22 protein-coding genes, 1 other RNA gene and 2 pseudogenes are annotated in these 25,180 nt (G+C 38.6%); 7 read left to right on the forward strand and 18 right to left on the reverse strand.

Annotation, left to right across the window (positions count from 1 at the left end):
* Positions 1-10: 10 nt before the first annotated feature.
* A complete protein-coding gene (locus MHH90_RS08580; protein ID WP_002949478.1) occupies positions 11-256 on the reverse strand; it encodes a YneF family protein in 246 nt (81 codons plus the stop codon).
* Between the two features lie 240 nt (positions 257-496).
* Here MHH90_RS08580 and MHH90_RS08585 point away from each other — a divergent pair, with 240 nt between their 5' ends.
* Positions 497-1,036: a TetR-like C-terminal domain-containing protein gene (locus MHH90_RS08585; protein ID WP_014607944.1), complete on the forward strand. Its 540-nt coding sequence runs from the start codon at positions 497-499 to the stop codon at positions 1,034-1,036.
* Positions 1,037-1,064: 28 nt separating this feature from the next.
* Here the strand turns inward: MHH90_RS08585 and MHH90_RS08590 are convergent, their stop codons facing one another.
* Entirely contained in the window at positions 1,065-2,318 is a 1,254-nt protein-coding gene (locus MHH90_RS08590) for a diaminopimelate decarboxylase (protein ID WP_071417480.1), read from the reverse strand.
* A 246-nt stretch (positions 2,319-2,564) separates the two neighbouring features.
* Between MHH90_RS08590 and MHH90_RS08595 the strand changes: the two genes are divergently transcribed.
* Positions 2,565-2,843: a hypothetical protein gene (locus tag MHH90_RS08595; RefSeq protein WP_224103192.1), complete on the forward strand. Its 279-nt coding sequence runs from the start codon at positions 2,565-2,567 to the stop codon at positions 2,841-2,843.
* A gap of 782 nt (positions 2,844-3,625) precedes the next feature.
* Here MHH90_RS08595 and MHH90_RS08600 read toward each other — a convergent pair.
* The 3 genes from MHH90_RS08600 to MHH90_RS08610 all read right to left on the reverse strand — a co-directional run bounded on the left by MHH90_RS08600 (position 3,626) and on the right by MHH90_RS08610 (position 5,682).
* A complete protein-coding gene (locus tag MHH90_RS08600) occupies positions 3,626-4,315 on the reverse strand; it encodes a Bax inhibitor-1/YccA family protein (RefSeq protein ID WP_002949470.1) in 690 nt (229 codons plus the stop codon).
* A gap of 33 nt (positions 4,316-4,348) precedes the next feature.
* Positions 4,349-4,843: an HD domain-containing protein gene (locus tag MHH90_RS08605; protein WP_011680712.1), complete on the reverse strand. Its 495-nt coding sequence runs from the start codon at positions 4,841-4,843 to the stop codon at positions 4,349-4,351.
* 101 nt (positions 4,844-4,944) lie between these two features.
* Positions 4,945-5,682: a TrmH family RNA methyltransferase gene (locus MHH90_RS08610; protein WP_084828462.1), complete on the reverse strand. Its 738-nt coding sequence runs from the start codon at positions 5,680-5,682 to the stop codon at positions 4,945-4,947.
* 102 nt (positions 5,683-5,784) lie between these two features.
* Here MHH90_RS08610 and MHH90_RS08615 point away from each other — a divergent pair, with 102 nt between their 5' ends.
* Both MHH90_RS08615 and yidC read left to right on the forward strand, forming a co-directional pair.
* Entirely contained in the window at positions 5,785-6,063 is a 279-nt protein-coding gene (locus tag MHH90_RS08615; RefSeq protein ID WP_065972893.1) for an acylphosphatase, read from the forward strand.
* An 86-nt stretch (positions 6,064-6,149) separates the two neighbouring features.
* Positions 6,150-7,067 (forward strand): membrane protein insertase YidC, encoded by a 918-nt coding sequence (gene yidC, locus MHH90_RS08620; protein ID WP_113870437.1) that lies wholly within the window; start codon positions 6,150-6,152, stop codon positions 7,065-7,067.
* Between the two features lie 55 nt (positions 7,068-7,122).
* Here the strand turns inward: yidC and MHH90_RS10305 are convergent.
* Positions 7,123-7,209 (reverse strand): annotated as a pseudogene (locus MHH90_RS10305) (IS3 family transposase); the annotation flags it as partial.
* 33 nt (positions 7,210-7,242) lie between these two features.
* On the opposite strand from MHH90_RS10305, the gene MHH90_RS08625 reads away from it, so the two are divergent.
* Positions 7,243-8,090, forward strand: a protein-coding gene (locus MHH90_RS08625) for an IS630 family transposase (protein WP_340725797.1) whose coding sequence is annotated in 2 segments (ribosomal slippage) — positions 7,243-7,546 and positions 7,546-8,090 — 849 coding nt in all. Because the reading frame shifts where the segments join, the coding sequence is not laid out codon by codon here.
* On the opposite strand, the pseudogene MHH90_RS08630 reads toward MHH90_RS08625, so the two are convergent.
* From MHH90_RS08630 to MHH90_RS08685, 12 genes and pseudogenes are all read right to left on the reverse strand, one after another.
* Positions 8,090-8,592: pseudogene (locus tag MHH90_RS08630) on the reverse strand (IS3 family transposase); the annotation flags it as partial. The gene MHH90_RS08625 and the pseudogene MHH90_RS08630 sit on opposite strands and share 1 nt — an antisense overlap.
* Positions 8,593-8,914: 322 nt before the next feature.
* Complete coding sequence (greA, locus tag MHH90_RS08635; protein ID WP_011680708.1) at positions 8,915-9,397, reverse strand: transcription elongation factor GreA; 483 nt, start codon at positions 9,395-9,397, stop codon at positions 8,915-8,917.
* Between the two features lie 84 nt (positions 9,398-9,481).
* The gene (gene mltG, locus MHH90_RS08640) at positions 9,482-11,458 is read right to left on the reverse strand and encodes an endolytic transglycosylase MltG (protein ID WP_340725890.1); all 1,977 of its coding nucleotides are present in this window, start codon (positions 11,456-11,458) and stop codon (positions 9,482-9,484) included.
* Positions 11,459-11,557: 99 nt separating this feature from the next.
* On the reverse strand, positions 11,558-12,025 hold the full coding sequence (locus MHH90_RS08645) for a GNAT family N-acetyltransferase (protein ID WP_084830494.1): 468 nt from the start codon (positions 12,023-12,025) through the stop codon (positions 11,558-11,560).
* Between the two features lie 85 nt (positions 12,026-12,110).
* Positions 12,111-13,439: a UDP-N-acetylmuramate--L-alanine ligase gene (murC, locus tag MHH90_RS08650; RefSeq protein WP_014607936.1), complete on the reverse strand. Its 1,329-nt coding sequence runs from the start codon at positions 13,437-13,439 to the stop codon at positions 12,111-12,113.
* A gap of 26 nt (positions 13,440-13,465) precedes the next feature.
* On the reverse strand, positions 13,466-14,182 hold the full coding sequence (locus tag MHH90_RS08655; protein WP_011225424.1) for a hypothetical protein: 717 nt from the start codon (positions 14,180-14,182) through the stop codon (positions 13,466-13,468).
* A gap of 155 nt (positions 14,183-14,337) precedes the next feature.
* Entirely contained in the window at positions 14,338-17,433 is a 3,096-nt protein-coding gene (locus MHH90_RS08660; protein ID WP_340725891.1) for a DEAD/DEAH box helicase, read from the reverse strand.
* Between the two features lie 109 nt (positions 17,434-17,542).
* Positions 17,543-19,405 carry a cell division site-positioning protein MapZ family protein gene (locus MHH90_RS08665; RefSeq protein WP_113870439.1) on the reverse strand — a complete coding sequence of 621 codons (1,863 nt, stop codon included), beginning with the start codon at positions 19,403-19,405 and terminating at the stop codon, positions 17,543-17,545.
* Positions 19,406-19,407: 2 nt separating this feature from the next.
* Positions 19,408-20,574, reverse strand: coding sequence for a THUMP domain-containing class I SAM-dependent RNA methyltransferase (locus MHH90_RS08670; RefSeq protein ID WP_082245768.1), 1,167 nt, complete (start codon positions 20,572-20,574; stop codon positions 19,408-19,410).
* Between the two features lie 149 nt (positions 20,575-20,723).
* Positions 20,724-21,092, reverse strand: an RNA gene (rnpB, locus tag MHH90_RS08675) — RNase P RNA component class B.
* Positions 21,093-21,107: 15 nt separating this feature from the next.
* Complete coding sequence (gene gpsB / locus MHH90_RS08680) at positions 21,108-21,440, reverse strand: cell division regulator GpsB (RefSeq protein WP_011680702.1); 333 nt, start codon at positions 21,438-21,440, stop codon at positions 21,108-21,110.
* Between the two features lie 108 nt (positions 21,441-21,548).
* A complete protein-coding gene (locus tag MHH90_RS08685; RefSeq protein WP_084828456.1) occupies positions 21,549-22,064 on the reverse strand; it encodes a DUF1273 domain-containing protein in 516 nt (171 codons plus the stop codon).
* Positions 22,065-22,140: 76 nt separating this feature from the next.
* Here MHH90_RS08685 and recU point away from each other — a divergent pair, with 76 nt between their 5' ends.
* Positions 22,141-22,737: a Holliday junction resolvase RecU gene (recU, locus tag MHH90_RS08690; protein ID WP_002949408.1), complete on the forward strand. Its 597-nt coding sequence runs from the start codon at positions 22,141-22,143 to the stop codon at positions 22,735-22,737.
* Positions 22,737-25,067, forward strand: coding sequence for a penicillin-binding protein PBP1A (pbp1a, locus tag MHH90_RS08695; RefSeq protein ID WP_113870441.1), 2,331 nt, complete (start codon positions 22,737-22,739; stop codon positions 25,065-25,067). Before recU ends, pbp1a begins: the two co-directional genes overlap by 1 nt.
* Positions 25,068-25,180: the final 113 nt, after the last annotated feature.

A 25,180-nucleotide genomic window follows, 5' to 3' on the forward strand; every position in this document is an offset into this window, starting at 1 on the left:
TCCCCCACCATTATTTTTTCTTGCTATTTGCAAGTGCTTGTTTTTGTTGTTTAATAATCTGATTATATGTTTGACGCACTTTAGCTTCATTAGGCTTTTGGCCTGCTGCCGACATCATTGTACGAACAGCGTCCACATTCAAACGAGGATTTTCAGCTAATTCTTTCTCAATTTGTTTGCGGGAAAAATATGCGCCTCCGTAGAAGCCACCCAAAAGGGCTACAAAAACAAGAATAATCCAAAGGACGGTGTTCATAAATTTAATTCTCCTATAACGTTGATTTACCTTATATTATAGCAAAAATAGGCCTTACTGACAAACAAGACGTTAGTTTCTTAACGAGTCCGCAAAAAAATTACTTATCTAAAATACTGATAAAATGAGAGTTTCAGCTTCTTTTTCTTACAACTGCGAAATACTTGTAAGATTTCAGGGAAAAAATTAGGTTTTTATATAAGTCTTGAAATTATTATGTTTATATAAAGGGGCTTACTTATGCTAAAGGAAGCAACTATTTCCAAACAAAAAATTGTCAATACATTTACTGAACTCTCAGAAGAGAGTTCACTCGAACAAATCAACACCACAGACATCATCAAAAAAGTAAGTCTCAGCAGACCAACCTTCTACTACTATTCAAATCAAGATAACTTGGTTGAAACTACCTTGTCTAAGATTTTAGATAAAGTTTCAAGTATTCTGCAAAAGTATATGACCTATCAAAAAGGTGTTCTAACCGAGATGCTACGATATCTTAAGGAAAATCATAAGCTCTGTCGCACATTAATGACACATATCCCAAACATCAATGAATTGATTTGTGAGTTCATTATCGAGACCATCCTTAACTATGATATTGAAAATGTCACAGAACTTATGGAAAGAAGCTATCATATTCCAGTCAAGTATTCTTCGGAAGTTTACGTCATTACCATTGTTACCATTTTGGCACTCTGGCTAAAGGAAGGCTGCATTGAATCTCCAGAAGGGACGGCCAATACACTTCTTGAAGCGGTTATTATTAAAGCAAAATAAGCTAGACCTCCTAGGTCTAGCTTTTTTGTTAAATTTCAAAATCAAATCCGTCAAGTGTCGCAAAATAATCATTCATAGTCTCTGCACGACGAATCATTCGCGCTGTTCCATCTTCTTGATAGAGGATTTCTGCCGAACGAAGACGGCCATTATAGTTATAACCCATTGAAAAACCATGGGCACCAGTATCATGGATAACCAAGGTATCCCCAATACGAGCCTCAGGCAATTCACGGTTCTTAGCAAACTTGTCATTGTTTTCACAAAGCGAACCTGTGACATCAACCACTTGAATATCACCATTTGGATTAGTCATATTAGTAATGTGGTGGTAGGCATCGTACATTGCTGGGCGAAGCAAGTTAACTGCAGAAGCATCAACACCAACATAACGTCGATAAGTATCCTTAATATGGAGAACCTTAGTAACAAGGAGTCCGTGTGGCGCTGTCATGAAACGACCAAGTTCAGTGTAAATACTGATATCCCCAAGATCATTTGGAACAAGGATTTCATCAAATTTAGTATGAACACCTTCACCGATAGCAGCAATATCGTTTTGCTTGTTCGCTGGCGTGTAGTCTACCCCAACACCACCTGATAAGTTGATAAAGTCAAGGCTGATACCAAGCTCATTCTTGATTTCTACAGCCAATTCAAAGAGTTGAGCAGCCAAGGTTGGATAGTACTCATTCGTTACTGTATTTGACGCCAAGAAGGCATGCAAACCGAATGATTTCACCCCTTTTTCTTTAAGGTAGGCATAACCTTTGAAAAGTTGCTCCTTAGTCATTCCAAATTTAGATTCTTCAGGATGATCCATAATATCTGTACCAAGTAAGAAGACACCACCTGGGTTAAAGCGTAAAGAAAGCGTTTCAGGAATCCCTGCAGACTCTTCCAAGAAGAAAATATCTTCGTAAGCATCAAGGTTAATTATCGCATTGATATCACGCGCGTAAACAAATTCTTCTGCTCGTGTATCATTAGACGTAAAACTAATAGCAGTACTATCAAAACCAACTTTGTTACTCATGACAAGCTCTGTATCAGTCGCACAATCTACACCGCACCCTTCTTCCTTCAAGATTCTGAGAATTGCTGGATTAGGTGTTGCCTTTACAGCAAAGAATTCTTTAAAACCAGGATTCCATGAAAAGGCTGCATTAACTGCACGCGCTGTTTCACGAATACCTTTTTCATCGTAAAGGTGGAAAGGTGTTGGAAATTCTGCAGTGATTTGATCGAGTTTATCCGCCGTAATAAAGGGTGTTTTTGTCATTTTATTCTCCATTTTTTACAATAGTAACCTTATTATAGCATAAGAAAAGGCTTGAAATCCAAATTTCTAATAATCTCAAGGGATATTTCATAATACAATAGACGTGTCAACTTAATGAAATAATGGGAATTATGTATAAAAAAATATCTTTATTCTGGGGCGATTTCTCTAATAGCCGTTTTTACATTGTCAGCATGTGCCAAACCAAAACTCGATTTTAAGCTTTCTGTTAACGACATTATCTATATGTCTAGAAGAGCCCTCAAACTTAAAGATGATCAGACCTTGGTTGAAGCCTCATTCAAACGTGAGCAAATTTCTGAAGATATGAAAAATGAGCTAAAAACATCTACTAAACAATTTTACCTCAAAGATGAGGATGGTAAAAAAGTCACAGCAAGTAAGATTGACAAAGATGACCTACCTACTCTCCTCACCAAAAATAATAACGTAGAAAATGCTACAGATGACTTTGGAAAAGTTGAAGCTAATGACTACAAGACCAGTCTCTCTTTTTCGAAGTGAACAACGATTAAAAATATAAACTCTATTTTAAATCAAAAGATGGAAAGACAGAGGGGCAGACGGTTTCAACTAGTCCAAAAAATTTCGATGGTCAAACAACTACCAATGTTAAAAAAGATATTGATGCTTATTTTAACGCAGTTCTTCTAGGTGGAGAAAGTAAAAATTACAATAAATTTGTTTCTACTGACCTAGGCAAGGCTAAGAGTGAACTTAGTCAATATTTCTCAGATAGTCTTCAATATAGCTATGATTAAACTGATCATATCAAACCAACTGGAGATGAAATTCCAAAAGTTTTCGGATGGACTCAAACTTCTAACCGTGAACGGGGTAGTTACTCTGTTGACAACATTTTCGTTACTAAAGATAAGACGGAGTTTAACATTGACATGTCAACTATCAGTATGAGAGCTGCAGACGATGCATATGTGGCTAACCATCCAAGGCTTATTGACGATCTTAAAAACTACCTACAAAGCAATGGTGCTAACGCTGGAAATCGCGACCAATTGACTAGACAATACTGCATGGAAACTTATTTACCTAATTCAATCAAAAAAAGTAAGTCCATCAGTAGCATAGACAGACGAAATAAATATCTTTAAGGATTGCTCAGTTGAACTCACTAAGAAAGACGATAAGTAGGCCTTTTCCGATAAAGATGGCTAGGTCGAAAAATGAGATTACTATCTACTCTCCTACACCTATACAGGTCAACAAGAAACAATTACAAAAAACGTTAAACACAAAAAAATCAGCCGAATGGCTGATTTTTTTAACTAGTCACGCCTCGCAAAGATTCGCAAGATATTCAAGAACAAGTTAATAAAATCCAAGTAAAGACTAAGCGCCATAGAAATCGCCCATCCATCTGTGACTTGACCATTAGTACTATAATAAACCTTTTTAATTAACTGATTGTCATAAGCAATTAAACCAGAGAAAATGAGAACTGATACAATACTAATCACAAAACTCATCGTGCTACTTGCAAAGAAAATATTAACTAAGCTAGCCACAATGATTCCAATCAAAGCTGCCATAAGAAATTTGACCATTCCTGACAAGTCACGCTTAATAGAAACTCCGATAAGTGCCATGACAAAGAAGACAATGGCAGTACTTAGGAAAGCTTGGAAAACAATAGCTTGCGTATATTGAACGATGATAAAACTAAGTGTAAAGCCATTCAGAGCAGAATAAACTAAGAATAAAGGCAGAGCCGCAGGCGTATTTCTTCTTGCAGCACCACTAGCCAAAAAAACCAAGGCTAACTCAACAAAAATAGCTGCCATATAGATCCAAGAATAATTCATGAGAATGTTGACAAAAAGATGAGAGAGAGGGAATAACATCAGATAAGAAATGACTGCTGAAAGCCCTACCCCAATACCAACAAGGCCATAAATCTTCCCGAAAAAGCGATTTAATCCTGCATCACTAGTTGTATAAATTGCATTTGATTTCATAAATATCTCCTGAGTTTAATAAATTAATTGTGGCTACTTTGTAGAGTATTGCGACGGAAAAAACTTACTATTTTTAATGCGATTTCGTAAAGGTGTCACTGCTTCTTTAACAGCCCAGTACTTATCCACCATGGTAACGATATAAGATTCCTTATACTTCGGCGGTGCAATAGTTGCTCCCCACATATGTTTGAGGATGATATCCTCTTCTTTTTTGTTTAAATTAACAAGCTTTCTAGCATTACGAACAGCAATCCGTGGGTGCACCCAAGCATGACTCTTATTAAATTTGGTTACTCGCCAATCATAATAGAAAAAATCATGCAAGAGACCACCTCGGGCAGTGCTCTCAGCATCCCAACCTAATTTTTTAGCAATCTTGTAGCTGGTGTAACTAACATTAACCGAGTGTTCCAAACGTGTCGAATGATAATGTTGGACAATCCCATCCAATTTTTGAAAACGTGGGTGTGAAATCAAATGTCCAACAACTTCCATGAATTCTTTATCATCTTCTGGTCGATTCATAATAATACCTCATGAATGTTTCTAATACTTCTTCATTATATCACTAGAGCTTAAATTTATCTTAAAAGGCGAATGTTTCTCAATAAAATCATCCTTAGGACCTAGAGACTAAACATGAGAATCCCTGCAGCAACAGCAACATTAAGACTCTCTGCCTGGCCTGGCATGTTAATATGTACCAGTTGATTAGCGGACTCAGCCATTTCCTTACTGATTCCCTGACCTTCATTTCCCATCACTAGGGCAAAATTACCGTCTGTCTTAACTGCTTTATAGTCAACGGAAACCTCTGAGAGAGTCGTTGCCAAGACTGGTAAATCTTGTTTTTTACAAGTTTCAACCATCTCAAGAATTGGTCCACGGTAGATTGGCAGATGAAAATGACTTCCCTGCATAGAACGTAAGGTCTTCTGATTATAAATATCAGCGGATTTATCTGATAAAAAGACCCCATCATAATCTGCAGCATCTGCTGTTCGAATCATTGTCCCAACATTACCAGGATCCTGAACATCCTCCAATAGCAGATACTTCCCTGAAAGAGGGTCTGGCAAAGCTTGAGTTTGTTTAGCAACTTCTGCAACAATCCCTTGAGGCGTCTGAGTTTCACAGAGCTCCTTAAGAACCTCCGGACTAACCAACTTAACCTTAGACATATTAGCTACACGGTCAGCCATCTCCTCAAGCACAAAAATTTGAAGAATATGCGCACCACTTGCCTTTGCTTCCTCGAAGAGATGCCATCCTTCTATAAGATAACTGGTTTTACGGTGCTTGCGTTGCAACAATTTTCTAGCAGTCTTGATACTAGCATTTTGCTTTGATTGAATGACTTCCATACACTCATTGTAGCAGAAATTCCTTGATAAATCTAGGACTTGACCGACTTTATAGTAAGGATTATACTGAAAGAAAGAATTTTCAAAAGGAGGTCATGGCCCATGCAAAAAGTAAGATTATTAGTCTCAGGAAGAGTCCAAGGTGTTGGTTTTCGTTATTCAACCTATGCATTAGCACTCGAAATTGGAGATATTTACGGTCGAGTCTGGAACAACGATAATGGAACTGTTGAAATTCTAGCGCAATCAGATAAACCTGCTAAGTTAGCTAAGTTTATCCAAGAAGTTCGAAAAGGACCTTCAAAATGGTCTAATGTAACCTATGTTGATGTAACCATGGCTAACTTCTCAAATTACAGTGATTTTCGCATGGCGAATTAAGATGATGCCTCCGTTTTTAGCTTGTTCTCTTCCTTAAAAAAGGGTAAAATAGACAAGTATAACTAAAAAACAAAAGGAATGATATTGTGAATAAAATTCAAAAACGTCTAGCCCTTATGGGGCTTGCTGCCAGCATGCTTCTCTTCCTATCAGGATGTGTGAGCCTTGATAAGTCTGGTAATCCCACTGGCTGGGTCTGGAACCTACTTGGTCGTCCTATGAGCCACATCATCACCTACTTCGCAAACAATCTTGGTTTGGGATTTGGTCTTGGTATTATCTTCGTAACTATCATTGTTCGTTCGATTATATTACCACTTGGTCTTCACCAATCTCGTAGTGCAGCCTACCAATCAGCAAAACGTGAGTACCTAGCCCCTATCTTGGAACCAATAAACGAACGTTTGCGTAACGCTAAAACTCAAGAAGAAAAAATGGCTGCTCAATCTGAACTCATGCAAGCTCAACGTGAAAACGGTCTTAGCTTGATGGGCGGTATTGGCTGTCTTCCTCTATTGATTCAGTTTCCATTCTTCTCAGCGCTTTACTATGCAGCACGTTACACTCCTGGTGTACTCAAGGATGACTTCCTCTGGTTTAACCTCGGTCATCGTGACTTCCCATTGATTATCATCATTGCCGCTCTTTACTATTTCCAATCTTGGTTGTCTATTCAACAAGTTCCTGAGGAGCAACGTAAGCAAATGGCGGCGACTATGTACAGCATGCCAATCATGATGATTTTCTTTGGTATTAGCTCACCTGCAGCCGTAATCCTTTACTGGTTAGTTGGTGGTATCTTCTCTATTATCCAGCAGTTGATTACTAACTATATCATCAAACCTCGCTTAAAAGAGAAAGTTGCTGAAGAGTTCAAAAAGAATCCTCCAAAAGCCCCTCGTACAATACCAAACAAGCGTAAAGATGTTACTCCAAAAAATACCCAAGCAATTGCAAATAAAGCCAAAAAAAACCGTAACGCTGGTAAGCAAAATCGTAAATAAGCTACAAAAACACTCTTGGAAGAGTATACTGATTCCAAAAAGTTAGACAATTAATTTACACAAAGGACTTAGTTCTGTATTGCACAGAAATAAGTCCTTTTAGTTTTACCTTGATTAGTTTGTTATTGTATAGTAAAATGAAACAAAAATAGTACATTTGTGGTATAATGTACTTATGGCATATTCATTAGATTTTCGTAAAAAAGTTCTCGCATACTGTGAGAAAACCGGCAGTATTACTGAAGCATCTGTTGTTTTCGATATTTCCCGCAACACCATCTATCAATGGCTAAAATTAAAGGAGACTACAGGCGAGCTTCATCACCAAGTTAAGGGAACCAAACCGAGAAAAGTTGATAGAGAAAAATTAAAGAACTATCTTGATGCTCATCCAGATGCTTTTTTGACTGAAATAGCTTCTGAATTTGGCTGTCATCCAACAGCTATTCATTACGCTCTCAAAGCTATGGGATATACTCGAAAAAAAAGAGCTGTACCTACTATGAACAAGACCCTGAGAAAGTAAATCAGTTCCTTAAAGAATTTAATAACTTAAGTCACTTGACACCTGTTTATATTGACGAGACAGGGTTTGAGACATATTTTCATCGAGAATATGGTCGATCTTTGAAAGGTCAGTTGATCACTGGTCAGGTCTCTGGAAGAAGATTCCAGCGGCTATCTTTAGTCGCAGGTCTTATAAACGGTGAGATTATAGCCCCAATGACCTACAAAGAAACCATGACTAGTGACTTTTTCGAAGCTTGGTTTAAAACATTCTTACTACCCACTTTAGATAAACCATCTGTTATCATTATGGACAATGCAAGGTTTCATAGGATGAATAAGCTAAAAGAGTTATGCAAGGAGCAGGGTCATAGACTTTTACCACTTCCTCCTTACTCACCTGAGTATAATCCCATTGAGAAAACATGGGCTCAAATTAAAAAACACCTCAGAAAAGTATTGCCAAATTGCGATACTTTTCTTGAGGCACTTTTGTCCTGTCCTTGTTTCAATTAACTATAATAATCAATATAGTCTACAATAGCTTGTTCCAATTGCTCAAGTGAGTGAAACGTCTTCTCGTAACCATAAAACATCTCAGACTTAAGAATGCCAAAGAAGGACTCCATCATACCATTGTCTAGACTATTTCCCTTACGTGACATGGACGGTTGGATTCCTTTACCCTCTAAAAAATGATGATAGAAATCATGTTGACATTGCCATCCCTGGTCACTATGGAGAATTGTATTTTCGTAATGCTCCTCTGTAAAAGCTTGTTCTAGCATAGCTTTCACTTGTACTAAATTCGGCGACCTAGAAAGATTATAAGCGACGATTTCACTATTGAAGCCATCTAATACTGGTGATAAATAGAGCTTTTGGCTGCTTGCTGGAATTGCAAACTCTGTCACATCCGTATAACACTTTTCCATTGGTTTAGAGCTTTCAAATTGACGTTGAATAGGTTATCTGCTTTCTTGCCAACTTCTCCTTGGTATGAAGAATACTTGCGTTTACCCCCCCATTTTAGGTACTCTTCCTCTTGTCTTCTCAATTCATATATTTGAACTTTATCTTCATAAGCTAATTTCATAATAAAACACCCCAAAAGGTAGATTGTTTCTGTCTAACTTTTGGGGTTTAGTTCAAAAAACTTCAAGAGTGTTTTCTTATAGATAAACTAAGACTAACCTAGCTCCTATTATCTCTGGTAACTAAAAAAGGAGTGAGACAGAACAAATGTTCTGCCTCACTCCCACAAGGATCAAAAAGCTACTACACCATGTAGGTATTTCGATGTTTATTCAAATGCTAGACAATTTTGTCCTAACATTTGCTTAGGATGTTTTTTCTACACTAAGGATTTCAACAGAGTAGCTACCTGCTGGTGATTCGATAGCTACTTTATCTCCAACTTTCTTACCAATCAAGGCTTGAGCAATTGGGCTTTCATTTGAAATTTTACCTGAGAAAATATCAGCACCGGCTGCACCAACGATATGGTAAGTATCTTTGTCGCTTGTACCAACTTCTTGCACAACAACTGTTTTACCAATCGCAACTTCGTCATTAGCAACAGCATCACTATCAACGATTTCTGCGTAACGAATCTTTGTTTCAAGAATTTGAATTTGACCTTCAACAAAGGCTTGCTCATCTTTAGCCGCCTCATACTCAGAGTTTTCTGAAAGGTCACCATAAGAACGGGCAATCTTGATGCGTTCTACAACTTCCGGACGACGTACGAGTTTGTACTCCTCCAATTCTGCTTCAAGTTGTTTTTTTTCTGCTAGGGTCATTACATATGTTTTTTCTGCCATTTTTTTCTCTTTCCTATTTTTTTAGCCAGTTGGTTTGAAATCAAACTCAGTAGTCAGTTACTGAATTTTAATTAACCAATCAGACTATTTATCTTTTAGTTTGCTATTAATATAAGATTCAACATTATGCTGGTGCTTTTCATAGCTCTCAGCAAAATAGACATTACCAGTTGATACATCCGCAACAAAGTACATGTACTTGGTAGAAGATGGATTGATAACCGCTTCTATTGCCGACAGACTAGGACTATCTACAGGACCAGGCATCAACCCTTTATGAACATAATCATTATAAGGGGAGTCAATATTCGTATCAATCGTTGCATCTTCTTTCAAGGTCGTTTCTTGACCAAGTTTTCCAAGAGCATAAAGAACCGCGATATTACTTTGCAGGGCCATGTCTGAATTAAGACGATTATAGAAAACGCTAGCAATGTTTTTACGGTCATCATCAGTTGCTCCCTCTTTTTCAACAAGAGAAGCTAGAGTCAAGATTTCATTAACGTTGTGGTTACTTGATGAAATTGTTGCATAGTATGGTGATAGGTGGGTGTCCATCGTAGATAGCATTTCCTCTGCCAAAGATTCCACCGTCGTATCGTCATGAATATTATAAGTCGCTGGAAACAGATACCCCTCTAGGACATACTTAGCATCTGTAGAATTCGGAAGGTTTGCCAACAAGGTTGGGTACTTCGCTTTCATCTTAGTAATGAAATCATCATCCTTCATAAGTTTCAAGAAGTCTTTTTCCTTAAGTCCAGTAGATGAATGTTTACCTTTTTTAGCTGATGAATTAACTTCAACCGCCTTGGCGATTTTCTCAATGGTGTATCCTTCTTTAACCAAGACTGTACCCAGAGATGGTTCCTGAGGCTTATCACTTCCTTTTTTCTGAAGTGCCTCAATAATTTCATCCATAGTCATACTAGGCTGAAGGTTATAGTAACCACTTTTTAGATTTGAAATGTTCTTAAACTTGGTATAGTAATTAAAGACTTTACCAGATTTAATGACACCAGCTGATTCCAACAACTGACCGATGTAACTGCTACCTGAATTTTCAGGAATTTCAACACTAATAAACTTAGTCGACTTGACATCTTTTGCACCAACTGCATCACTAACATATCGATAACCAAAGAATCCAGCTAATGATAAGATAAGAATCAAGAAGACAATGATGTTTCTTGCAACTCGTCCTGCACGACGATTATTTTTAATGAGTTTTTGATTTCGGTTGGAGCGTGAAATCGGTTCTTCGTTGATGATTCCGTCCTGTTTAACATCTTTTGGCGAAGACTTTTTCTTCTTCACTTTCTTACGTTTCTTTTTGTTAGATTTTTCAGAGGCTGCTGCTAAAGCAATACTCTCATCACCCTCATTGCCATCAGTTACTAGATCTGACTGAACTCTTACTGGTTCAGAGTGATTACTTACTGTATGATGTTCCCGCAAAAATGCTTCTTTTTGACGTTCTGATGTCATCTTGGACACCAATTCTTTAGGATTCGTGTAGATAGCTTCTTTAGCCTTAGCTTCAATAAGCTCCTTAGCAACATCTGCAGGAATATATTTTTCCTCTGATTCCGCGTTAAGACTAGTTTCCCAAACTGGACGTTTAAAACGACGTTTCAATATTTCAGTCTCCTGAGGAATACTTAAATTTTTCTCCTTATCAACTTGCTCTTTAGGACTTGATATTACGTTTGAATGGACATCAGGGGCTGAAGAATCAGCTTGAGAATTAGAAGACAAGTCAACACTATATTGAAAATCTCGAACCGTCTCAGAAGTCATAGTTTTAGCTATAGCACTATGAGCAACAGAATGAGAACTCAAATTTTGGTTACTTACTTTATTTGACGCTGATCCAGAATCTATTGCATGGCTATCAGCTGACATTGAAAGTGGTGTCTCGGGAACAGCTGCACTTTTTTTATGCTCCTCCTCACGAAGAGAACGGAGCCGTGTCGCTTCTTGTAAATCTCGAAGAATCTGATTTTTAAAGCTTAGGCTATCTTCAGCAGATTCCGAGTATTCATTATGCTTGTCCGTCAAGGCATACCTCCTCTATAGTAACAAACGCCATTATATCTTAAAAAACCAGTTAATGCAAATCAATTGGTTCTTTGTCACAGTAACGTAACACTGGTATTACTAGCCTTCTGGGTTCTCCCAGACCATATTATACCAAATACTATCGCCATGGTTTGATTTGGACTCACCTTCGTCAATGAAACCATTCATCTCATAGTAGGTAATCAGGTAATCATGACAAGTCAAGCTAATCCCTTGACGTTTTTGAGCAATAGCCAGGTCTTTAAAAGCTGCAATCAAGGATGTTCCAACACCTTGCCTTTTAAAGTCTTTGGAGATAGATAAACTAGTAACCGCGATATAGCCTCCTTGACTAGCATTAGGAGTTACCTTGTAGAACAAGTCATCTGTAAGATATCGTTCCGAAATCACAGGTCCTTCGATATAATCAGCTACAGTGCCATCAATTTCAGCAATTAGGAAAGTATCGCAAATTGTCTCTAAACGCTCTGCAAGAGCCTCTGGTGTAGCAGCCTCTTCAGGCGAAAAATTTATCTTGTTCGATACGAACAACATCAGTCCAATCATTCGTTCTAGCGTGTCGAATAATCATCTAAGATTCCTTTCTATCCAAGAGAAAGAGCCGAGCGAAATCGCTACAGCCCTTAATATATTACATGTGGGTTTGCAAGCTTGCTAGGAGCTCTTCAAATGAACGTTCATAAAGTTGGATGTCCCCAGCTCCCATAAAGACATAGACAGCATTGTCATGGTCAAGGAGAGGTGAAACATTCTCAACTGTAACCACTTTGGCAGGTTTATTGATCTTAGCGGCAAGATCTTCAACCTTTACATCACCGTGGTCAACTTCACGCGCAGAACCATAAATTTGTGCCAGATAGACAGCATCCGCTTCATTTAAAGCCTCAGCAAAGTCATCAAGAAGAGCAATGGTACGGGTAAAAGTATGTGGTTGGAAAATAGCAACGATCTCTTTAGATGGGTACTTTTGACGTGCTGCATCTAGTGTTGCAATAATTTCAGTTGGGTGGTGAGCAAAGTCATCGATGATAACAGTATCACTAATAATTTTCTCTGTGAAACGACGTTTAACCCCTGAGAAAGTTTTTAGATGTTCAGCAACTAAGGCCATGTCAAAACCAGCTACATACAAGTTAGCAATAACCGCAGTTGCATTCAAGATATTGTGACGACCATAAGCTGGTACATGGAATTCCCCTATGATTTGTCCATCATGCTTCACCTTGAAGTTAGACCCCGTGGTTGTACGAATAATATCTGTTGCCATGAAGTCATCATTTTCTTCAAATCCATAATAATAGATTGGTGCATTGGATGTAATTTTACGGAGGTTAGAATCCTCACCGTAAACAAAGAGCCCTTTTTGTACTTGCTTTGCATAATCATCGAATGCTGAGAAAACATCATCAATACTTGTAAAGTAATCTGGATGGTCAAAGTCAATGTTAGTGATAATTGAGTAAGCAGGATGGTACGGCATGAAATGACGTTCATATTCATCTGCTTCAAAGACAAAGTATTGCGCATTGGCAGAACCACGTCCTGTTCCATCACCGATAAGGTATGACGTATCTGTGATGTTTTTCATAGAGTGTGACAAGAGTCCTGTCGTAGAGGTCTTACCATGTGCACCAGCCACACCAAAGCTAGTGAACTGATTCATGAAATGACCCAAAAATTCATGGTAACGCTTGAACTTATAACCATTTTTAATGGCATAAGCAATTTCAACGTTGTTATCTTCACGAAAAGCATTCCCAGCAATCAATTCAACATCTTCAGTGATGTTTTTTTCATCGAAAGGAAGGATTGGAATGCCCGCTTGCTCAAGACCACGTTGAGTGAAGTAGTATTTTTCCACATCGGAACCTTGAACCTTGTGTCCCATTTGATGGAGCATCAAAGCCAAAGCCGACATACCAGATCCTTTAATTCCAATAAAATGATAAGTTTTTGACATAGTTTCTCCTTGCAATCAAACTGCGATTAATTTGCATCTTCTAAATGCGTCAAATTTAGTTCTTGAGCAATTCGGTGTTCACGGTGAATTTGACGTTCTGTGTAATTATAAACCTGGCTACGTTTCAAGAAGTCATAGCTATTTTTCTTGACGTTCTTACGAGATGGATTACTAGGTTGTTGATAAGTTGGAGCCACTTCTGCCAAGATATAAGTATCTTGTTTCAGACGATTTGCCAAGTGATGGATTTTTGAGTGTTTACCATTTGGTGCTAATGTTCTCTTAATAGCACTTACAGGAGCTCCCAAGATAGACGTCATCACTGGCTCCTTATCTGTCGTTACAGCAACTGCCTCAACAGTAGCCTCAAAGCTTGGCTTATTTTCTACCTTAGGCTTAGCAGCTAGTGAACGGATATTCGTAGATTTAGTTGATTGAGCTTCTTGGCGTAGGTATTTTTGGCGTTTATCACGTACGTCACGCTTCGCCTTTTCACGGGCTTCTTCAGCATAAGTCATTCCATCCTCTTGTGTTTCAGCTCGGTCTGGAGCCTGCTTACGTTTATGAGGCTTAGCTGACAAGAAATCATGGTTCAGAAAGAAATCGTTATAGTCCTTATCCTGATAAGGACCACGGATATTAGTGATTAAATCTTCATTTTCGTATAAACGCATAGAGATAGGTTCTTGCAAGCAAGATTCTCCGTCCGGAATCAACGGAAATTGTCGTCTTTGGCGATGCATAAAAGACTTCCTTTCGTTTTCGAGATGATGCGTATCTTAATATAAACAATCGGGAATGGGGAGATACGTCTTGCAATATTCTATTATATCCTAATTCAAAAGATTTGCCTAGTGTCATTTTTATATCTTAGTATTCCAATATTAAATATAACAGATTAAGATATTGCAATACCAAGAATTTCTTTAATATCCTCAACTGTCATGCTAGCACAGCTTTCATTGCCATCTAATACTGTTGTAACGAGATTTTTCTTACCTTCTTGAAGCTCAAGAATCTTCTCTTCGATAGTACCTCTTGTAATCAAACGGAAAACTTCGACATCTTGTTTCTGACCTATACGATGAGCACGACTAATAGCCTGCATTTCCACCGCTGGATTCCACCAAAGGTCAATCAGAATAACTGTATCAGCACCAGTCAAGTTGAGTCCTACCCCCCCTGCTTTTAAAGAAATCAAAAAGGCATCTCGACTCCCCTGATTGAAGGCTCTGGTCATCTCATGACGACTATCAGATGGGGTCGACCCTGTTAGCTTATAAGAGGAAATACCTAACTCTTGTAAAAGTTCCTCTGTAATATCTAACATCCCACGAAATTGTGAAAAAATAAGGACACGATGGTCTGATTCCTTAATTTGACTAAGTAGGTCTCTAAGACTATCTAATTTCCCACTATCACCAGCGTAATCCATAAAGAGGGCTGGCGTGTCACAGATTTGGCGTAAGCGGGTAATTCCTGACAAGATTTCCACCTTACGACGATTAATTTCCTGATCACTTGCTGAAATTAAACCTTGTTGCATCTGTTGCAATTGTGCTAAATAAATAGCCTTTTGACTATCCGACAATTCACTTTGGTGCGTAATTTCAATCAGGTCCGGTAAATCAGGAAGAACCTCATCTTTTTTACGTCTAAGAATAAATGGAGTAATGTACCGGGCCACTTCCATAGGTGTTAGCTTAAGAAAAGTTTTCTTAGCTGGTAAAAGCCCCGGTAAAACAATCTGGAAAATAGACCAAATCTCCAACAAATGATTTTCAATAGGCGTTCCAGATAGAGCTAGGCAATGCGGAACAGAAAAATCACGTAAATATTGAGCAATCTTCGTCTGAGTATTCTTCATGACCTGTGCCTCATCTAGAATGAGATAATCATACTGACCAGCCTTATAAACATCAAAATCCTGACGGAATGAAGCATAGCTAGTAATAATAATCTGATGGTCTTCTGCAATGATCTCATCACGTTTTGGCTTAAGTCCATAAGAAACTGCTACATCTAACTGAGGAGCAAATTTTTTAAATTCATCCTGCCAATTGTAAATTAAACTCGATGGCGATAGAACCAAGACTCGTTGTCCATCCTCTAAATGTGCAGAAAGATAAGCAATGGTCTGTAAAGTTTTCCCCAACCCCATATCGTCGGCTAAAATACCACCAAAACCATAGTGATGCAACATTGATAGCCATTGAACTCCTCTTTCTTGGTAAGGACGAAGGTTAACTTCTACATGATAGGATGGCAGGTCGAACGTTTCCGGTTTTCTCAAATGTTGCGCTAGCTGTTGAAAATCTTCTGAAAAACGAACAGAATCATTTTCTGAAAGAGAGTCCATCAATTGATAGGCGGCTAATTGATGGAGTTCTAGATGCCCTTCCCCCGAATAACGGGCCCTCAAAGTTCTTAGACTCTCACTGATACGTTGTGTCCCCTCATCAAAGACAATCAACTGACCACTACGATTAACAAAGTAGGGCGCTCTGTCCATCAAAGCTTCTAAAGCATGATCCACATCCCCATCATCGAGACTTGAAAAATCAAACGAAATATCTAATAGATTTCCTTGACGCTCTACCTGAATTTGTGGACTCTGTTCAACACGTAAGTCACGCAACTCCTGTCCAATAAGAACTGGCCCTGCATTTTCAAAAGCTGGTAGAGTATTTATAAAGAAATCATAGAGCTCTTGATTGCTATTTAAGCGTTTAGATGACTGAAAATCAGGGGTAAATCCATGTTTAACCATCAAACGAAAAATAGCCTGTTCATTACGATAGTTACTAGTAAAGCCTAAATGACTTAACTCATAACGATTATCCACAACATATCCATCAAAATCAAAAGCCAATGTGAGCACAACCTCGCGTTCACCTTTCAAATCAAAGCGAAATCTCGGGGTGAAATCTTTGATATTAAACGCTTTTGGGGCTTTAACCGGTCCCATAGTCTTAAAATCAGAAAGACTAGCAGCTAAGATAGCTTGTTCTTCTAGATTAAAACTGACATGTTTATTCAAATTACTTCCGATAGGGAGAGAACGTAAGCCAAGCAAAATTTTTTGCTGTTTTCTATTAAGACGATAGAAAACACCCTGATAAAAGATAATACGATTATTAAAAAATGTTTGGCTATTTTTCTCAGCAACAGTCAATTCAATCATTTTGGGCTCGACACAAATATCAAACGAGAAAAGATTGGCTTTAGCAGTCAAGTCCTCTACCAAAAAGCTGCGATATTCAATACCTTCCCATTCAAACCTGAAGCCATCCAAATCTTGCATCAACCTCAATCCCTCCTCAAAAAAACCATAGGGGAGACTAAGGTGTCGTGCATTATTCGGTAAAATAAAGGTTAAATTTGTTTTGGCTTCATCTGGAATCATCCGTCCTAAAAAGTCTAAAAATGCTTGTGAAGCCTGGTCGAACTGAATGAGTGATAGAGGTTCATAGTAATTCTTACCTATCTGATAATAGCCTTCAGTCTCTATAAGCTTGAGGAAGGCTGGGATATCTCGAACAACGTAAGAACGTTCGTCCGGTAAGCGACGTAAACGTAAACTCCACCAAATCTCTGAACCAAAGGTAGATTCCTCTCCCTCTACCGTGAGGCTATATCTAACTGTATCATCCTCATTCAGAGAAAGGCTCTCTAAAAATAAACCACCAAAAGAACGCCCCCGCTCTTGGTCCTGGGCGGACTCTTGTTTCTCCTCTAATTTTGCTAAGAGACGCTGGCCCTCCTTAGCATTTTTTAGATAATACTCAACCGCTGCCAAATGGGAGCAATAGCCTTTTTGAGCGAAAAAATCACAGTCACACATGATTTCAGAATCATCGAGTGCATAAATTAAATGATGTTGGCCAACTGTCGTGTCCAACTGAGTTTCTGAGACCTGACTAATGGCAATTAAACCCTTTTCAAAAAGTTTAATTCCCTCATTACGGACTCTACCCGGCATCAATTTCGCCATAGTATTCACCCCTATCTTATCCCCCTATTATAGCACAAAACTCTTATAAACTCGGACTTCACCAAGATAAAACAAAAAAACACTCCCTAGGGAGTGTCGTCGATTTTTATTAATAATCAAGTTTATCTGAGTGACCTGAACCATTGCCTACAAAGTAACCTGTCTTACAGTTGATACTAAAGAGATAAGTTCCATCTGGAAGGTACATGTTGTAGTAACCATTTCCGTTGATGATGTTGACTGGCTCAAGGATAAAGTTATCTCCTGAGAAGTACCCACGTGAGTGAGATGTTGCAATAATCTTATCAAGAACACCATTAGCCCAAGTCCAAGCTGGATTACTTGTATCCGCTACTACGTTTGCATTATAAGGCACACGAGAGCGATCACGTTGAAGGATAGATGGATTGTAATTCATGATGCCACGTGTCACAACTGTTGAAGTTGCAGCTGTACCACTAGAAACTCCACCAGCCGCACCTGTTACACCTGAATTAGCTGCTCCAGATGTGTTATCTCCCGAAGGAGTAGCAGTATTAACACTTTCAGAAGCTGTCACTGCAGACGTTGCACTTGCAGCCTTACCCTTTTCTTCAAGCTGTGTTTTACCGCCCTTAATGACTTCTTGGATAATGCTATCAAGACTAGCATTGCCAGTATTTGTTACACGTTCTGAAAGATCATTAAAGTTTGCATCAGATTTAACTGAGATAGAGGCATTATAGCTACCGTCTACAAGAGCATCTGATTCATACTTACTATTGACTTTTTCAATAGCTTCGATTTGTTTCTTCAAGTTATCGTATTTGGTCTTAGCTGCATCATAATACTTGGTTTTTTCCAATTTTTTAAGTAGTTTTTCCAAGTCTGATAGCTTACCAAATTGATCATTAGCTAGTTTTGTTTGCTCATCATCTGTGAAGAAATTCTTATACATGTCTTCGAAGGCTTTATTATCAGAAGCTGATGCGCCCTTGCTTGATGATGATATCACTGCTGAAGAAGCAGTGCTTGTAGTTTTCGCAGATTGGCTATGTGTTACTTTATAAAGAGCATAGCTCCCACCAATTATAGCTAGAGCAAGAACCGTGAGAGCACCTATAACAACACCCTTACGGCGATAAACTGGAATATCACCATCAAAGACACCTTTATGAGATGGAGAAATATACCCTGAAGAGATTTTATCTTCTGCTGATGGACGACTAACTGTCATAGACACTTTTGGTGTCGCTTTTGCTTCATCAGCTTTAACTCCTGTTGCACCAGCAACTGTTGTGGCAATAGCTTCTGAGTCGATTGTTTCTGAGACTTCAACATCTTCCAACAGAGGTTTAGAAGCTTGTGGTTCAGAAGCCTCGTCATCAGCAGGTAAAGTACTTTCTGGTTCCGGATCATCAACATTGTCTACCATAGCAGTGTTATCAACTTGTTGATTAGTTGAGGTAGTCGTCGCAGCAAGGGCTTCACCAAGATCGAATTTTTCTGTTTCTGACGTGATAAAACGATCAGCATTAGTTGATGTTATGATGGTTTCAGAGCTTTCACTTTCTGGTTTCACAGTGATTTCAGAGTCAACAGGAGCTTGAGTATCATCTGCCTTAGTTTCAGTTGTGCCAAAACCAGATGTAATAGGTGTTACTGTTTCGTCAGCAGTCGTTGAGTTAGTTGACTCATTAGCCAATGTTTGACCAATCAAACCTGAATCAGCAAATTCCTGACGTTGCTTTTGAATGAAGGCATCCAAGGGTGATGTATCGCCATCTGCTTCAATTTTCTTTGAGAATTTTTGTGAGGTAACTTCTTCACGATGTTGCTTAATATACTTATCCAAAATACTATCTGTTTCGGTTACACCAGCATTAATCTCAGCTTCTTTGCGGACAGCCTCACCGACTGTCATTTCCTTGGCATCTTGGAAATCTAACTCTTGGCTTTCTTCATAGCCATTTTGTGTTTTATCTTCTGACACGTTTAATTTACCTTTCTAGCCTCAGAACGGCGAACACGCTCTCCAAAATATTGATACAAATCAACGCGAAGTGTTCCGTTATAAAGCTTACGTTTTTTATCAGCTTTCATGCCGTATTTACTTTCAAATTGTTCATCACTGGTCAAGATAAACTTGCTCCACGTTTTAAGCGGCGCAAAAGTTTGACCCATTTCATTATACAAGATATCCACGGCCTTGTCATCCAACAAGCGCTCCCCATAAGGAGGATTTGAAATAATGACACCGTTTATTTTATCTGTTTTCAAGTCCTGTAAACGCATTTGTTTGAATTTAACAACATCTTCAAGACCAGCTTCGCGAGCATTAGCCTTAGCAATCTCAACCATACGGCTATCAATATCACACCCCATAATGTCTAATGCAACATCGTAATTTGCCTTGCTATCAGCTTCATCTCGTACTGACTGTACTAAATCTTTACCCACCCAATTCCATGCCTCAAAAGCAAAATCACGATTAAAACCTGGTGCAATATTCATTCCAATCATAGCAGCTTCAATACAGAAGGTCCCCGAACCACAAGTTGGATCAATCAAAGGTTTGTCAGGATACCAGTTGCTAAGTTCAAGAATAGCAGCTGCCATATTTTCTTTAATAGGTGCCCCACCTTTATCAGTACGATAACCACGCTTAAAAAGACTATCGCCTGTAGTATCAATTAAAACAGTAGCCTTATCCTTTAAGATTGAAACTTCAATCTTAAATTCCGCACCTGTTTCTTGAAGAGGTACTCCTTCCGGACGGTGAAAATACTTCTGTAGTTTTTTAACGACAGCTTTTTTAGAAATCGCCTGAACAGACGGCTCATTATGAAGCTTTGATTTAACACATTTAGCTTTTGAAATTGGGAACTTTGCACCTAAGGGAAGATAATTTTCCCAGTCCAAGGCAAAAACTCCCTGAAAAAGCTCCTCAAAAGTACGGGCTGGAAACTCACCCACCACAATCTTGATACGGTCTGCAGCTCTCAACCAAAGGTTAGTTTCAACAATTGCACGAACATCACCTTGGAAACGAACCTTACCATTTTCAACCTGGGTCTCATACCCCAACTCACGTAGTTCACGTCCAACCACAGCTTCAAGTCCGGCTGCAGCAGTTGCAACTAATGTAAATGTTTCTTTCATTGTCATCCTTTTACCTAATTATTACGAGTACAAATTTCCCTAAGCTATAGCTTATTATTCACTCTTGCCCTTAGATGGTAGACGCAAAAGAGACGATTCTTGCTAAAAGAAGGCTGAGACATGTGTCCCAGCCCCACCTATATGCAATTTTCTATAAGCCATGTTCTGTTCCAGAAGTGACTAGGTAACCACTTCCTTCGATAATCATCTGTCTACTGCATAGCAGTCAGAATGGTCCGTTCGTTTCCGGCCATCCCGTGCCCCTACCAAAGTTTGGGTTGCTAGCTTGAGGGGTTTACCGCGTTCCACTTTTTAGGTTTCCCTAAAAACTCCGTCACTGTGGCACTTTCAGAGCTACTAAAACCTATCCGAAGACTTAGCCGGTTCGCTCGCCGTAACTTGAAAATCAAGTCCCTAGGCTTATTGATTCACCTAGCACAAACACTACTGGCATCACAGCCAGTGCTAGCATGGACTTTCCTCATGGAAGACTTGCAACCATGCGATTATCCGAAAATTGCACAAAACCAGTTTTATTCGACGATTTGTTTTCCAAAGACCTCTTTTTCCAAACGACTGATACGTTTTAAGATATCATAGTTTGAAGCCGAAGCAATATTGCCAGTGGCATGTGATGGTTCACTTGTCGCACTTGCATATGCGGGACGGCTTGCAGAAGCCGATGTCACCTTAGCCTTCAGTTTTGCATTTTCTTCTTGCAATTCCTTAACTAGAGCAATGTAGACAGTGTAATCTTGGATCACATCATCTAGAAACTCATCAACTTCTGTTTTATCGTATCCACGCATGCTTGTTTTAAATTCTTGTTCGTAGATTTTCTTGGGCGTTAAATTAATCTTAGCCATTATTCTTCTCCAATACTTGTCTTATCTAACTTACTAATACTTTACAGTCTATTGTTTTCATGATACAGAAAAAAATATAAAAATGCAAGTTTAAAACGCAATTATATCCTATTCCGACATGACTTCATTGAGGTCATCAAAAGTCAATCGAAATAAGGGATAATCACTTGCATCTATTATCATATTGTAAAAATATTTTAAATTTGTTTCATTTTCAGGCTCATAAAATAAATAAGCTTGGTCTGTATTATCGATGAGAAACTGATTAAATTGTTTGAACTGAGCTGGCGATTGATAAGCTGGAAAACTATACTTTACGAAATCAACTTGTTTAAAGGCTGCCAATTTTTCTTGGTTAGCTTCACTCCAATTCTGACCGTGTGTTTCAAATGGAAATAACGTCGCTAACTTCAAAGGGTAGTCTTTCTGAAGTTCCTTAGCCACTTCTAGCGCCCAAAATTCAAAACCAAGGTTCCCAGTAAAAATCATCCAATCCACACCTTTATCTAAAAAGCGTTTAAGATCACGTTTGATTGCTTTCTTAATGATGTTTACCTTAGGATCCTTGTCTTTAAAAACACCAAGTTCAAAGCTCTTATAGCCCGTTATGAGTAGTGATGTCATTTATTGTTTTCCTCGCTCATTTTATGGTATAATAAAATAGTCTTTATGCATATCTTATAAATAAGAAGGGAAAGAAATGGTAAACTATCCCCATCAGATATCTCGTAAGATAGCACAAGTACGTACTAAAAAATCTAATAGAGTTGACTTTGCCAATCGGGGGATGAACTTTGAATCTGCTATTAATGCGACTAATGATTACTATTTGTCGCGTGGCTTAGCCGTTATTCATAAGAAACCTACACCGGTTCAGATCGTCAAAGTCGATTATCCAAAACGCTCACGAGCAAAGATTGTAGAAGCTTACTTTAGGCAAGCCTCAACTACTGACTACTCTGGCGTTTACAAAGGATACTATATTGATTTTGAAGCCAAAGAGACACGGCAAAAGACATCTATGCCTATGAAAAACTTTCATGCGCATCAAATTAAGCACATGTCTCAGGTCATCAATCAAGATGGAATCTGCTTCGTGCTACTCCACTTTTCAACGCTTAAGGAAACCTACCTTCTGCCTGCCAAAGACTTAATCGCTTTTTATCAAATTGATAAGGGGACAAAATCAATGCCTCTTGATTATATCAAAAAAAGAGGTTATGCAATCGCAGAATCAGCTTATCCTCAAGTTCCTTATTTAGAGATCATTGAAAAATTATTAGGTGGTAACACATAATGGCTAAATTTAATTTCAGCAACTTTAAAGAATCACTTAACGGTTCAACTAAACGTGCTAAAAACACACAGGTTAAACGTTCAGATTCTTCTCGCTATAGCAAAGGAAAACGCTCAACTGCTTCAGATCAAAATTTAGGATGGCGTATTGCAAAATACGCTTTTATTGGACTACTCACTTTCTTTGTAATCTGTGTCATCGCTGGTGGTGGACTCTTTGCTTACTATGTTAGCAGTGTTCCTAAACTTACCGAGAACAAGTTGCAATCAACAAACTCAAGTAGGATTTACGATGGTAATGGTAGTCTTATTGCTGACTTGGGATCCGAAAAACGTGAAAGTGCATCAACAGATGAGATTCCTATAATCCTAGTCAATGCAATTACCTCTATCGAGGATAAGCGTTTCTTTACCCATCGCGGCATTGACGTTTATCGTATTATGGGAGCCGCTATTAACAACCTTCGCCATAACAGCACTCAAGGGGGATCTACACTTGACCAACAGTTGATTAAGTTAGCCTACTTCTCAACTAATACATCAGACCAAACCCTTAAACGTAAGTCACAAGAAATATGGTTATCTCTCCAAATGGAGCGTCAGTATACTAAACAAGAAATCTTGACCTTCTACGTTAATAAGGTTTATATGGGTAATGGTTACTACGGTATGAAGACCGCAGCTAAATCTTATTTTGGTAAAGAATTAGGTGACCTCTCAGTTGCCCAAGCAGCTCTTCTTGCTGGTATCCCACAAGCACCAACACAATATGATCCTTATACTAATCCAGATGCTGCCAAAGAACGTCGTAACACTGTTCTTGATGAAATGTATGAAGACAAGAATATTTCTAAAGAAGAGTACGAGCAAGCTAAAGCAACTGATGTATCAGATGGCCTTCTTCCACTTACGAAGAAAGCTAGCTATGAGCCATACTTAGATAACTACATCAAACAAGTTATTGAACAGGTATCTACCGATGCCAACGCTGATATTTACTCAGCAGGTCTCGACGTCTACACTAACCTTAATCCAGATATTCAAAAATATATCTGGAACGTCTATAATACTAACGACTACGTATACTATCCAAACGATAGTCTCCAAGTTGCTTCTACTATTATTGATGTTACTAATGGTCGTGTCGTTGCCCAATTGGGTTCACGTCACCAAGACGAAAACATTGCACTTGGTACCAACCAAGCTGTTCAAACAGACCGTGACTGGGGTTCTGCAATGAAACCAATCACTGACTATGCTCCTGCTATTGAAAAAGGTGTTTATACAAACACTGGTACGACTGTTTACGATAATCCTTACAATTTCCCAGGTTCCTCAACGCCAGTTTACAACTGGGACCGTAAGTATTACGGAAGCATTTCATTGACTTATGCGCTTCAACAATCACGTAACGTAACAGCTGTTAAAGCTCTTCAGGCGGTTGGTTTGGAATATGCACAGTCCTTCTTGAAAGATTTGGGTATTGAGTATCCAGAAATGTATTACTCAAATGCCATCTCATCTTCAACAACATCGTCAGATCCTAAGTACGGTGCATCAAGCGAGAAAATGGCTGCGGCCTATGCTGCCTTTGCAAATGGCGGTACTTACTATAAACCATCTTACATTAAATCAATCAAATTTGAAGACGGTTCAACAAAATCATTTGATTCTAAAGGTGTCGAGGCCATGTCGCCACAAACAGCTTACATGATGTCAAGCATGTTGAAACAAGTAATGACAGGTGGTTCAGCGACTGAAGCTTATGTCCCTGGTACATTCAATGCTGGTAAGACTGGTACATCTAACTATGATGACGATGAATACTACAAGGTACAAAAAGAAAGTGGCGTCTATGCTTATCTTATGGTTCCAGATGAATCTTTCGTTGGTTACAATACTAAGTATGCAATGGCGATTTGGACAGGTTACAAAAACCGTAAAACACCACTTCATGATTCAGACCTTGACATTGCTAAACAAATCTACGGTGTAACAAGTAGATACCTCAACCAGATGTATGGTGCAGGTTCGAAAGATTTCGATATGCCTAGTGGTGTTTACAACAATGGTAGTTACGTCTTCCTAACTGGTTCGTCAACGTCAAATGTTTATACCGGATCACTAGGAACATCTAGCTCATCATCAAGTTCGGATTATGGTAAAAGTAGTGACTCATCAAGTTCGGATTATGGTAAAAGTAGTGACTCATCAAGTTCACAAGATAGTCAACAGTATGGCCCAGATGCATCAACAAATCCTTCAACATCGGGTTCTAACGGTGCTGAGAATTCAAATTCAAACACTTCTACTTCTACAGTAGATGAGTAAAAAGGAATTGAAAAGAGTTATCCATTAGATAGCTCTTTTTACAACCATAAATTTTAATGAAGTCAACTAAAAACACTGGAATTCTATGGCTCTATAATTTCTGTAGTGGGTAA

The sequence above is a fragment of the Streptococcus sp. FSL E2-3488 genome (assembly GCF_038003585.1).
Classification (GTDB): domain Bacteria; phylum Bacillota; class Bacilli; order Lactobacillales; family Streptococcaceae; genus Streptococcus; species Streptococcus thermophilus.